The sequence below is a fragment of the Desulfofustis glycolicus DSM 9705 genome, from assembly GCF_900130015.1.
Classification (GTDB): domain Bacteria; phylum Desulfobacterota; class Desulfobulbia; order Desulfobulbales; family Desulfocapsaceae; genus Desulfofustis; species Desulfofustis glycolicus.
In genome coordinates this window covers 189,893-202,328 of record NZ_FQXS01000002.1, presented here as the reverse complement: position 1 = coordinate 202,328, position 12,436 = coordinate 189,893, and the positions used below count along the sequence as shown (strand labels likewise).

The following is a 12,436-nucleotide window of genomic DNA, read 5'->3' as shown; positions in this document are numbered from 1 at the left end:
GCGTCACAGCGAACAATGAAAATCGGCGCTGTGGTCGGAAAGGCTGGTTGGTTTTTGAAAGTGAGCGGGGGACAGGTTAAAACCTGTCCCGCCGATTTTCATATAAACCCTGCTGTATGGATGCGGGCGGCGCTCATGCAGGCCGCTCGCAACAGGTTCGATGGCTGACATCCTCTTCATCTGCCCCTATCCGGAACTGGCCGAGATCGGTTTGAAGGTGATCGGCGACGACGATGATGTCGATATCCGCATCACCCGGATGGATGAGGCCGTCGAGTTTGCCGCCGGCGCGGAAAAAAATGGCTATCAGGTCATCGTCAGTCGGGGGTTGACCGCCTCCAAGATCAAACAGTCCGGAATAGAGCTGCCGGTCGTCGATATCCGCATCGGCGGTTATGACATTCTGCGGGCCTACAAGGAAGCCAAGAATCTTGGCAATCGGGTCGGCATCGTCGACGTTGAGGATGTGATTCTCGGCCTGCCCAGTCTCGAGAAGATCATCGAAGACACGCTGATCAAGTACACCTGTCAGAACGATCTCGACGATATTTCCCATGGCATCGGGTTGCTCAAGGAAAAAGGCGCCGATGTCGTCATCGGCAAGATAGCCATGGCCCGGGAGGCTCGGGCGCAGGGACTGGAGGCGGTGATCATCACCTCGGCGTTCGAGACCGTGCGCACCGCGCTGCTCGAAGCGCGCCGGGTCAATGAAGTGAGAAAGCTGGAAAAACGCAAGGCCGAACAGCTCAAGGCGATCTTCAACTTCACCTATGACGGCATTATCGTGCTGGACCGGCATGCAAGGATCACCGTGTTTAACCGGGTGGCCGAGGAGCTGTCCGGCTGGTCGGCGGAACAGGCGATTAACCGTGACGTTACCGAGGTTATACCCGACGCCGGTTGCCATCTCCTGCTCCAGTCCGGACGCCCCGAACTCGGGGCGGTTTTCGAGATCGGCTCGGTCAAAGTGGTCGGCAACCGGATACCGATCATCGTCGACCGTAGGATCGAAGGGGTAGTAACGACATTTCAGAAACTGGATGCGCTGCAGAAAATTGAGAGCAAGGTGCGGCGCAAGCTGTCGGACAAAGGGCTGACCGCCCATTACCGTTTTTCCGATATCATCGGCCGCAGTCCGGCGCTGCTGGAGGCGGTGGTGCTGGGGCGAGAATATGCAGCCATCGATTCGACCATCCTGCTCTACGGGCGAACCGGGACCGGCAAGGAGATCTTCGCCCAGGCTATCCATAATGCGAGTCGGCGCAGGAATGAGCCGTTCGTCGCGATCAATTGCGCCGCGCTGCCCGAGTCCATCCTGGAAAGTGAGCTTTTCGGTTATGTCGAGGGTGCCTTCACCGGTGCTCGTCGGGGCGGCAAGGCCGGGGTGTTCGAGATGGCCCACGGCGGCACCCTGCTCCTCGATGAAGTCGGCGAGATGCCGCCGATGTTGCAATCACGGTTCCTTCGGGCAATCGAACAGCGCGAAGTCATGCGGTTGGGTGACAGTCGTATCCTGCCGATCAACGTCCGCCTGATTGCGGCGACCCATCGTAATCTCAGGGAGATGGTGGCCGACGGGCAGTTTCGTGAAGATCTCTATTACCGCCTCAACGTCTTGTCTTTGCCCATTCCGACGCTGAACCAGCGGCGGGAAGATATCCTGCCGATTGCCGATCACTTCCTCCAGGAATTCTATGCCGCCCAAAGCAAGCCGCCGGGCTTGTTTTCGCAAAATTCTCAGGATTTGCTGCTGGACTATGGCTGGCCCGGTAATATCAGGCAGCTGCGCAACGCGATGGAGCGTTTGTCGGTATTGACACCGGGGGGCTTGATTCACGCCGAAGATGTCCGCAAGGCGCTGCAACTCCAGGAGTTCGTCACCGAAGCAGGCGACGAACCGTCGTCCTGCCGCGAGCCGGCCGAAACAACCGTTGACCCGGTGGTTGCCGGCGGCCCGGACCGTGAGACGGCACCTCCACCGCAGGGATTGGATCAGGAAACGGCCTCCTACGAATACCGGCTCATCCAAAAGGTCCTGCAGGAATGCCGCGGCAGCAAAACAGCGGCGGCCCGCAAGCTCGGTATCAGTCGCACAACCCTGTGGCGGAAGCTGCAGCATATCGACACGGAGCCATGACGGCCCGACAATAATTGGTTCGACGCGCGGGGTGGATTCGGTGCATGGGCGCTGACCCGCGATTCAACGTTTCGCATTTGAAACATATTGAAACATGTTTCATGTCGGAAACAAAACGGAGCTGACTTCCCCCCTCCCCCCGGTATTTCCATCTTCGGTTTTTCCTTCGATACTACATTTTTCGTTCACCATTCCGAAAGCATCACCACCTCTATAAAAAAGCTTCGGTGAGTACTCCGATTGGCCTGGGTTTTGCTTATAGAACAGGGATGGGGTGAGTTGTTTCACCATAGAGACGGCGGAATGCAACCGACCAGTTGCTGATCTCTGCCGCATGTTTCATCTTGGTGCCCGTTTCCTGCTTTGCAGCAAGCAACGGGCAGGAAGGTGACAACGCGAGAGATCGCCGGCGACAAGAATCAACCGTGCGTACAAGGAGGTGCAGCAAAGTTCGTTATTCGATCAAACAGCCACAGGCTGGGAAGCCGGATGGGCTCGCGCCGGTTCGGCTGCAACTCAAACTCGTAAGCAAAAGAGGTGTGTGTATGCTGAGTGTGAAGAAATGTTTTCGATTGTCCGTATTGGCAGTCTCGTCGTTCCTGCTTGCCTTTACCGCTCAAGCGGGGGACGGGCCGGATGGCTATCCGGAACGACCGATCGAAGTGGTCGTTCAGTATGGTGCCGGTGGCGGCAGCGATAACTTTGTCCGTAACCTGATGATGCCTGCCGCTGAAATCCTGGGCGTCAACATCAACGTCACCAATATGACCGGTGGCGCCGGAGTCAAGGCGTCAAAATATGTGCTGGCGCAGCCGGCGGACGGGTACACCATCTACAATTTCAGCCCTGAGCAATTGATCAACACCGTTCTCGGGCGTGAAAATTACAGCGAAGAGTTTGCTCCGCTGGTCCAAGTACAGCAGGACATGAGCATGTTCTATGTCAATCCCGACAACAAGAACTTCCAGACCGCTGAAGAATTGATTGCCTATGCCAAGGCCAACCCGGGCAAAGTACAGTTTACCGGTACCACCCCGACCAGCCCCGATGAGATCATCATCATGCGATTTGCCAAGGCTGCCGGCATCGACGTCAAGTATGTGCCGTTTGACAAGGCGCCTAAGAGCCACGCTGCTGTACTCGGCGGGCATCTCGACGTGCTGCACGAAGAGCCGGGCTCGGTTATCTCGTTGATCGAAGCGAAGAAACTGATCCCGATCATCGTCTTCAACGACAAGCGGCTGGATAAATTCCCCGAAGTCCCGACCTCTGTTGAACTGGGCATCGATATTACCAGTGGCCGTTGGCGCGGTCTCGCGGTCAAGAAGGGAACGCCGCAGCCGATCGTTGATTATCTGGCCGATGCTCTGAAAAAAGCGGCCGACAGTGAATCCTACCAAAAATACCAGGCGGCAGCGCTGCTGGATCAGCGGCCGGGCTGGAAAGGTCCGGAGGAGTTCGGCAAGTTCTGGGAAGAAGAGTACCAGGCTAACAAAGAAATTCTGACCGAATTGGGCTACGTCAAATAGTCTGCCGGATCGGGCGAACCATCAGGTCCGTCTAAAAAAGCAAAATAAACTGCCATCCCTTCATGAAGAAACGACCGGTGCCGGTTTGACGGCCGGTACCGGTCCCCGTTTATGTTTATAAAAGGAGCTAAGGAGAGGTTCGTGTTGAAAGCATTTTTAAAAGCTGACGTGATTATCAGTGTTATCCTCTTCGCCGTCTCCCTGTATCTGCTGAGCGAGATCAAGATCTACGATTCGGGGAGCGTGTACGGCAAACTCGGACCCGCTTATTGGCCCAAGTTCGTTCTCTACATGATCATGTTCCTCAGTGTCGGGGTAGCCTTTTTCTCGATCAAGGGAGTTCTGCAGGGAACCATTCCACCATTTGAGCGGTTGCAGTTTTCGTCGGCGAATCTGCGTTTTGGTGCTGCAGTCGCTCTGATCGCCGGTTATCTCTTGTTGTTGCCGTATGTCGGTTTTCTCGTGCTGACTCCGCTGCAGATGATCGCCTTCATGTTTCTGCTCGGCGAGCGGAACAAGGTGCTGATCTTTTCCATACCGTTTGTCCTGACGCTCGGTATCGTGCTGTTGTTCACCAAGGTAATGTATGTCCCGCTGCCCCGTGGCGCCGGGGTTTTTCTCGAGATCAGCCACCTATTGTATTGATCGGTAAAGGAGCCTGTTGCGATGGAAATCTGGTTTACCGCATTTCATAATGTATTTTCTCCGATGGCGATGCTGTTCATCTGCGGCGGTGTGCTGATGGGTGTCATGCTCGGCGCCATTCCCGGTCTGAACTCGACCATGGGAACCGCCCTGCTGATTCCCTTCACCTATGCGATGGACGCCACCACCGGCCTGCTGCTGCTCGCTGCGGTCTATTGCGGTGGCACCTTCGGCGGTTCGATCTCGGCCATCCTGTTCAATGTTCCCGGCTCGCCCGAGGCATCGGTAACCGGCTTTGACGGTTACCCGATGGCCAAAGCCGGCAAGGCCGGCAAAGCGCTCGGTATTGCCATATTATGTAGTTGCATCGGCGGATTATTCAGTGTTGGAATCATGAACTTGATCTCACCGCAGCTGGCCAAGGTGGCGCTCAGTTTTTCCGAACCCGAATATTTTGCCCTGGCCTTTGCCGCGCTGACGCTGATCGCCTCTCTCGGCGGGACCAAGATGACGAAGGCCTTCCTGGTCGGTTTTGTCGGACTGCTGATCGCCACCATCGGCATCGACCCGATGTCCGGCGTCGAGCGATTGACCTTTGGCTGGAGCGGCCTGATCGGCGGGGTCAATTTCATCGTCGCGTTGATCGGTGCGTTCGCCATCGGTGAAATTCTGATGACCGCCGAAAAGGGATCGAAGATCGATGGCGAGGAGGAAGTCAAAGTTTCAACGGAATTCCCGTCGCTGGTTGAAATGCTCAAGCTGAAGTGGAATGTGCTGCGGTCGGCGGTGATCGGCACCCTGATCGGTATCCTACCCGGTGTCGGCGCTACCACTGCATCGTTTGTCGGGTATTCGGAAGCGGTACGCTGGTCGAAGCATCCCGAGAAATTCGGTACCGGTATCGCCGACGGCATCGCAGCGCCGGAGACTTGCAACAATGCGGCGGCAGGCGGCGCCATGGTACCGTTGCTGACGCTCGGTATTCCCGGCAGTGCGACGACGGCGGTCATCATCGGCGGATTTATGGTGCATGGCCTGCAGCCGGGGCCGATGCTGTTTCTCAATCAGCCTGATCTGATGTATTCGATTTTTCTGGCGATGTACGTCTCCAACGTGTTCATGCTTTTTGCCGGGGTTATTGTCGCCAAACTCTTTTCCAATTTCCGCAAGATCCGTTACTCGATCCTCGGGCCCTGTATTTTCGTCTTTGCCACCGTCGGTGCGTTCGGCATCAGCAACTCGATGTCCGATGTCTGGATCATGTTTGCCTTCGGCCTGCTTGGCTACGTGATGAAAAAGTATGACTATTCGGTCGCCCCGTTGATCATCGCCCTGGTCCTCGGCGGGTTGGCGGAGGAGTCATTGCGGCGCGGCATGCGTATGGAGGATTACGATCTGATCGCCTTTCTCAGCCGGCCGATTTCCGGCACGATTTTGGCTGTCGCGCTGGCGACGTTTCTCTATACGCTCTACAGCCGGATGCGGCATAAGCCCAACCTGCTCGCCGGGGAAATGAAGCAGCCGAGCCTGTAGTTATAACGCGGCGATTGCAAGAAGCTCGATGATGAACGACTCTGGAGAATAAACCGATCATGATCGTCAACAGTGCCTGCCTGACTGGTGTCAGAGCAATAGAAGTGCGGCAGCGGGAGATCTCTCCCGGACCGGACCAGATTCTCGTCAAAACCCATGCTGCCGGCATCTGCGGCCAGGACAAGAATCTCTACAACGGTATCATCCCGCCGGCCGGTGGATTGAACAGCGAGATGCGCACGCCGTTTGGCTACCCATACTTTTTCGGCCACGAGGCCGGCGGCACCGTGGTTGAGGTGGGGGCTAACGTGCGCGGCTATCGGCAGGGCGACCGGGTCATCGCCTTTGGCTGGGTGGAGACCTACAGCGATTATTTTGTCGCCGGAGAGGACGACCTCGAACCAGCGCCGGACGGCCTCGACATGGATTTGGTGGCCCTTGGCGAGCCGATCGGCTGTGCGGTCTTTTCCGGTCTCTGCTCAAAGGTACAACTGGGCGACACCGTTGCCGTTATCGGTATGGGCTTCGCCGGGCAGGTCATTGCCCAGGTGGCCAAGAAAAAAGGAGCGCATCGGGTCATCGGCGTCGATGTCGTCGATGGTAAACTGGCGCTTGGCAAACAGCTCGGCCTTGATGAGGCGATCAACAGTTCCGAGACCGATCCGCTCGCGGCCATTCTCGATTTGAGCGGCGGTGAGGGTGCCGATGTCGTGGTCGAGGTCGCCGGTACCGGCGAGGCGGTACAGCTCTGTAATGACGCGGTCAAACACAACGGCACACTGGTCTTTTATTCCTGGATCACCCAGGATATCAAGCTCAATATCTCGCGCTGGCATAACAATTCGTTGCAGGTCGTCAATACCGGACTGGTTCATCACGGCGTGCTGCAGCGGCATATCTGGGTGCCGCAGGCGCTGCGGCCGGTGCTGCTCGGCCAGCTCGATATCGCCTCGCTGATTACCCATACCTTTCCGCTGGCCAGGATCGATGAGGCGATGGAGGTCGCCAACAACGATCCGGCCGCAATCAAGGTGCTGTTGCGCCCGTAATGCGAGAAGATGTAGCGATGAAGAGAGACAAGTTGGCGTGTTGTAACTGACAATGAGCGAATTCTTCTATCGACAAGTGGCCAAAGCGGCCCAGCGGGACGAGGTGATACCGGGGCAGATCGTTTCGCTGAAGGTCGACTTGGCGCTTGCCCATGACGGTACCGGCCCGGCCGTCTTGCAGGAGCTGAAAGAGCGCGGATCCCGCCCGGCCGGCTGCTGTCGGACCTTGTTTACACTGGATCATGCATTTCCGGCGCCGACCGTGCGGGATCGTGAGTTTCAGCTGGAACTCGCCGAATTTGCCGGTCGCCACCAGATTCTTCTCTATCGGAACGGTGAAGGCGTCCTCCACCAGGTCGTCGCCGAAGAAGAATCCCTGTGGCCGGGCATGATCATCGTCGGGGCCGACGGCCATGTTGCCACGGCGGGTGCTTTCGGTGCCCTGGCCTTTTCTGTCTCCGGCCCACGTTTTGCCGAGGTGATCTGCCGCGGAGCCTATGATCTGAGTGTTCCCGAACAGGTAGTGATTTGTGTTACCGGCAGAATCTCGCCGCTGGTCATGGCCCGTGATGTGGCGATGGAGATCCTGCGCAGCCATGGTGATCTCGTCCGGGGCAAGGCGGTCGTACTGACCGGCGCCGCTGTCGACCAGCTCTCTATCAGCGAAAAAATGGCGCTCTGTAATTTTCTGCCCGAGGGCGGAGTCGTTACCGCTTTTGTTCTACCGCAAGGTGAACGGGCTGTTTGCGATATCGCAATCGACGCCGGGGGAGTGCAGCCACTCGTCGCTTTGCCCGGTGAGCAGCTGACATTCGCCGCTCCGGAAACGCTCAGTGATCGACGTATCAGCATGGCGCTGATCGGTAGCTGCTCCTCGGGGCGGCTTGAGGATATCAAGGCAGCGGCTGAAATTCTGCTCAAGCACGGCATCCATCCCGAAGTGACCTGCCTGATCACGCCGGCTTCCCGCAACGTGTTGGAGGCGATGGATACGTTGAAACTGTCGGCGGCCCTGCGCGGCGCCGGGGCTATCGTACTGCCGCCCGGCTGCGGCCCATGTCCCGGTCGGCATCTGGGTCTGCTCAGTGCTGCCGATACGGCCATTACCACCACGATCAGGGCCAACCCGGGCCGGATCGGAGCAGCGGAAGCCGATATTTTCCTGGCTTCACCGCTGACGGCCGCCTGGTCCGCGGTCAAAGGACGGATTACCGGGCCCGATGGCCGGTAGCCGCACAGAGGAGCCAGCAAAAGACGATGATCTTTTGTTTTTCATTATTATTATTGAGTATGAAGGAGTAGAGAATCATGAGCTTTAAAAGTGGACGTCATTTTCTGCAGATCCCCGGCCCGACCAATGTTCCCGATCGGGTGTTGCATGCTATCGGACACCCGACCATCGACCATCGTGGTCCTGATTTTCACAAACTCTCAGAGGAGGTGCTGCTCGGATCGCGACGGATCTTCAAGACCTCCGGCCCGGTCATTATCTTCCCGACGTCCGGGACCGGTGCCTGGGAGGCGGGATTGATCAATTCCCTGAGTCCCGGAGACAAGGTCTTGATGTTCGAGACCGGTCATTTCGCCACGCTCTGGTGCACCATGGCCCGCAAATTCGGGATCGAAGTGGACTTTGTGCCGACCAACTGGCGGCACGGCGCCGATCCGCAGATCGTCGAAGAAAAGCTGAAGGCTGATACCGAGAAGACCATCAAGTCGGTCAACATCGTCCACAACGAGACCTCTACCGGTGTGACCAGCCGCATCGCCGAGATCCGCCAGGCCATCGACAACGCCGGCCATCCGGCCCTGCTCATGGTCGACACTATCTCTTCGCTCGGTTCGGTCGATTATCGGCACGAGGAGTGGGGGGTCGATGTGACTGTCGGTTGCTCGCAGAAAGGTTTGATGCTGCCGCCCGGTCTCGGATTCAACGCCGTCAGCGAAAAGGCGCTGGAAGCCTCGAAGCATAACGGTTTCAATCGTCATTTCTGGGACTGGAACGACATGCTCAAGGCCAACGCCAACTATTGGTATCCGTCGACACCGGCCACCAACCTGCTCTTCGGCTTGCGCGAAGCGATCCAGATGCTCGAAGAGGAAGGGCTCGATAATGTCTTTGTCCGTCATGCCCGCTTTGCCGAGGCTACTCGCCGTGCCGTCCGGACCTGGGGACTGGAGATTCTCTGCGAGGAGCCGAAGGAGTACAGCCCGGTATTGACCACGGTCATGATGCCGGGAGACAAGGGAGCTGATGCCTTCCGTAAGGTCGTTCTCAACGCGTTCGACATGTCGCTCGGCAGCGGTTTGGGAAAGGTGGCCGACAAGGTCTTTCGCATCGGCCACCTCGGAGATCTCAACGACCTGACCCTGCTCGGTACCCTGGCCGGTGTCGAGATGGGACTGGAATTGGCCGGAGTTGCGCATGAAAAAGGCGGGGTACAGGCGGCAATGAGCTATCTCTCTGATAAGGCCAAGTAACATTTAGTAATTATTGAATTTACATAAGCGCCATTACGTTCGGCTTCCTCGGTTTCGATCAAGGGAGCCGTCTTTGTTCGCTAAGGAAAGATAGATGGAAGATACTAAAAATGTGTTCAACGAACTGAAACAGCGCATTTCCGGGGATGTCCTGGACAACGAGCTGAGTCGGTCGATCTACAGCAGCGGGGCATCCTTGTTTCGCATCAAGCCGCTGGCTATCGTCCAACCGAAAAATCGGCAGGACATCATCGAGACGATCAGGTTTGCCGGCGCCCACAAGATTCCTCTGACTCCGCGTGGCGGCGGGACGAGTCGTGCCGGCAACGAACTCGGCGCCGGTATCCTGATCGATTTCAGCAAGAATCTCAATCGATTGTTGGAGCTCAATGTACAGGAGCGGTGGGTTCGGGTCGAGCCGGGTATCGTCCTGGCCGATCTGAACCGGCAGCTGAAAAAGCACGGGCTCTATTTCCCGATCGATCCGTCGACCGTCGATTCGGCGACACTCGGCGGGATGATCGCCAACAATTCCAGTGGTCCGCACGGCGTCAAATACGGGACGACCCGGGCCCACGTCCGGGGGTTGGAACTGGTGCTGGCCAATGGCGAGGTCATGCGCACCGGAACACAGCGCAATAACGAAACAGACCCGGCGGAGACGGCAGCGACCGGACTGGCGGCCGCCGTCCGAAAAACGGTGCCCGAGATTATCAAGCGCTATGAACCGTATCTCGAAGAAGAGCGACCGTTCACCAGCAAAAACTCCTGCGGCTATCATGTCTGGGATCTTTTCGACGGCGATTCGTTTGATCTGACGCCGCTGCTCGTCGGCTCGGAAGGCACACTGGCCATCGTCTCCGAGGCGACGCTGGCGCTCTCGCCGATACCGCAGAAGGCCTTGAGCGGTTTCGTCTACCTCGATGACCTCGACAAGGTCGGCGAAGCGACCCAGCAGATTCTCGAAGAGGGACCGTCCATGGTCGAGATTATGGAAAAGCACATCCTCGATCTGGCCCGCGAACAGCGTCCGGAGCTGGCCCAATATTTTCCGGAAAATACCGAAGCATCATTGTTCATCGAGTTCCAGGAAGACTCTGATGAACTGCTGCAGGAGAAATTCGCTCGGATTACCAAACGCCTCATCGATGACAACCACCTGGCGGTTCAGGTCCTGCAGGCCCGTAACGCTGCGGATATGAAAACCTTTTCCAAGGTGCGCGGTATTTCCGGACCAATCCTCAACCGAATGAAAGGGCCACGACGGCCGATCGCCTTTATCGAGGATGCCGCCGTCCATGTCAGCCGGTTGCCCGAATACATCAGCGGTCTGCGCCGCCTGTTCGATCGCTTTCAGGTTAAGGCGGCGATCTACGGCCATGCCGGCGACGGCAATCTGCATACCATGGCCATCCTCGATCTTCGTCAGCCCGATGACGTGAAGACCATGCTAGAGTTGTCGGAGGCGGTCTGCGAGCTGGTCCTCAGCCTGAAAGGGACGGTCAGCGGCGAGCATGCCGATGGCCGGTTGCGCAGCTATTATGTCCAGCGGCAATATCCGCATCTCTATGAGGCGATGAAGGAGATCAAAGCGGTGTTCGATCCGGACGGCCTGATGAATCCCGGGGTGATCATCTCCGGCGATGAAAACACCCTCGGCCATGACCTGAAGTTCGGGCCAGATTTCGCGCTGGTCCAAACCGGCAGCTCGTTCGACAAACTGGTCTATCAGGAGCAGATTGAAAACTGTTCGGGATGCGCCAAGTGCCGGTCATATTGTCCGATCGCCAACTCCAGCTTGCAGGAGTGGACCAAGGGCCGCGGCAAGATCACGTTGCTGCGGGAACTGACGTCCGGCAAGCTCGATCCGTCGATTCTTGCGGAACCCGAATTCAAGGAAGTGATGGACTCCTGCATTAATTGCAAGCGCTGCCTGACCGAGTGCCCGTCCGGAGTCGATGTGCCGTGGCTGGCTATGGCGGCCCGAACCGATTACGTGCGGCGCAAAGGGGAAGGGTTGACCAACCGGGTACTCACCGACACCGCTCTGCTCTGCAAACAGGGCAGCCTGATGGCGCCGCTGGCCAATTTCGCCACCTCGCTCGGCCCGGTTCGCTGGGGACTGGAGAAGGTGCTCGGTATGGATGCCAAGCGGCACTTGCCGCCGTTCCACCATCAGACCCTGCGCAAGATGATGAAGACGCGGCCGCGATCAGCCGGCACTAAGGAGGCGGTCTTCTTTCTCGGCTGTTTCGGCAACTACAACGACCCGGAGGGCGAGGGGCTGGCGGTGATCGAGGTGCTCGAGCACAACGGTATTCGGGTTATCATGCCGGATCTGAAATGCTGCGGTATCGCCCGCATCAGTGCCGGTGGCCAGGACCAGATCCTCGGTGACATCGAGTTCAATATTGCTGCCCTGAAGGAGTATGCCGCCCGCGGTCTGCCGATTATTTTCAGTGAGCCGAGCTGCGCGTTGGCCGTGAAAAACGAGTATCCTCGGATTCTTGATTCCGATGATGCCCGTCTGGTCGCCGGGGCCTGTATCGATATCCACCGTTACTTGATGGATTTGCATGAAAAGGGAGAGTTGCGCACCGATTTTGGTCGGCTCGACATGAAGCTGGGGTATCATGCTCCCTGCCACCTGCGCAGCCTCGGAGTCACCACCGAGCCGGCGGAATTGATGCGGCTGGTTCCCGGTGTCGAGGTGCAGACGTATAGCGACAAGTGTTGCGGCATGGGTGGAACCTATGGGTTGAAAGCGAAGAATTACGAGCTGTCGATGAAGATCGGCCAGCGGCTCTTCGATGAAATCAACGAATCCCGGGTCGATCAGGTGGTCACCGGCTGCGGTGCCTGCGGTATGCAGATCTATCAGGGAACAGCCCGCGATTCCCTGCCGCCGCTGAAAATACTGGCCATGGCCTACGCAACGGCCGGCAAGAAGGTCGCTGTCGAGGTGGGTTGACAGGCGTGCGACCTGTGCTGCCGATTCTGCGCATTGTCGTTGCAGGCGGCAGGCCCGGCCAGCCCTTCCGACCATGACGCCGATTTACATA

General features: G+C 57.7%; 9 protein-coding genes. 8 read left to right on the top strand and 1 reads right to left on the bottom strand.

The window, feature by feature from the left end; translation table 11 throughout:
- Positions 1-3 precede the first annotated feature (3 nt).
- Positions 4-171: a hypothetical protein gene (locus BUC26_RS23385; protein WP_153307075.1), complete on the bottom strand. Its 168-nt coding sequence runs from the start codon at positions 169-171 to the stop codon at positions 4-6.
- On the opposite strand from BUC26_RS23385, the gene BUC26_RS03105 reads away from it, so the two are divergent.
- The 8 genes from BUC26_RS03105 (at position 161) to BUC26_RS03070 (ending at position 12,345) form a co-directional block, all read left to right on the top strand.
- Positions 161-2,137 carry a sigma 54-interacting transcriptional regulator gene (locus tag BUC26_RS03105; RefSeq protein WP_073373363.1) on the top strand — a complete coding sequence of 659 codons (1,977 nt, stop codon included), beginning with the start codon at positions 161-163 and terminating at the stop codon, positions 2,135-2,137. The two genes, BUC26_RS23385 and BUC26_RS03105, sit on opposite strands and share 11 nt — an antisense overlap.
- Positions 2,138-2,682: 545 nt before the next feature.
- Positions 2,683-3,666, top strand: coding sequence for a tripartite tricarboxylate transporter substrate binding protein (locus BUC26_RS03100; RefSeq protein ID WP_073373362.1), 984 nt, complete (start codon positions 2,683-2,685; stop codon positions 3,664-3,666).
- 141 nt (positions 3,667-3,807) lie between these two features.
- Entirely contained in the window at positions 3,808-4,311 is a 504-nt protein-coding gene (locus tag BUC26_RS03095) for a tripartite tricarboxylate transporter TctB family protein (RefSeq protein WP_073373361.1), read from the top strand.
- Positions 4,312-4,332: 21 nt separating this feature from the next.
- A complete protein-coding gene (locus tag BUC26_RS03090; protein ID WP_073373360.1) occupies positions 4,333-5,844 on the top strand; it encodes a tripartite tricarboxylate transporter permease in 1,512 nt (503 codons plus the stop codon).
- Between the two features lie 59 nt (positions 5,845-5,903).
- Complete coding sequence (locus BUC26_RS03085) at positions 5,904-6,893, top strand: zinc-dependent alcohol dehydrogenase (RefSeq protein ID WP_073373359.1); 990 nt, start codon at positions 5,904-5,906, stop codon at positions 6,891-6,893.
- A gap of 52 nt (positions 6,894-6,945) precedes the next feature.
- On the top strand, positions 6,946-8,124 hold the full coding sequence (locus BUC26_RS03080) for an aconitase family protein (protein WP_073373358.1): 1,179 nt from the start codon (positions 6,946-6,948) through the stop codon (positions 8,122-8,124).
- Positions 8,125-8,201: 77 nt separating this feature from the next.
- On the top strand, positions 8,202-9,374 hold the full coding sequence (locus tag BUC26_RS03075; RefSeq protein ID WP_073373357.1) for a pyridoxal-phosphate-dependent aminotransferase family protein: 1,173 nt from the start codon (positions 8,202-8,204) through the stop codon (positions 9,372-9,374).
- 94 nt (positions 9,375-9,468) lie between these two features.
- Positions 9,469-12,345: an anaerobic glycerol-3-phosphate dehydrogenase subunit C gene (locus BUC26_RS03070; RefSeq protein WP_073373356.1), complete on the top strand. Its 2,877-nt coding sequence runs from the start codon at positions 9,469-9,471 to the stop codon at positions 12,343-12,345.
- Positions 12,346-12,436: the final 91 nt, after the last annotated feature.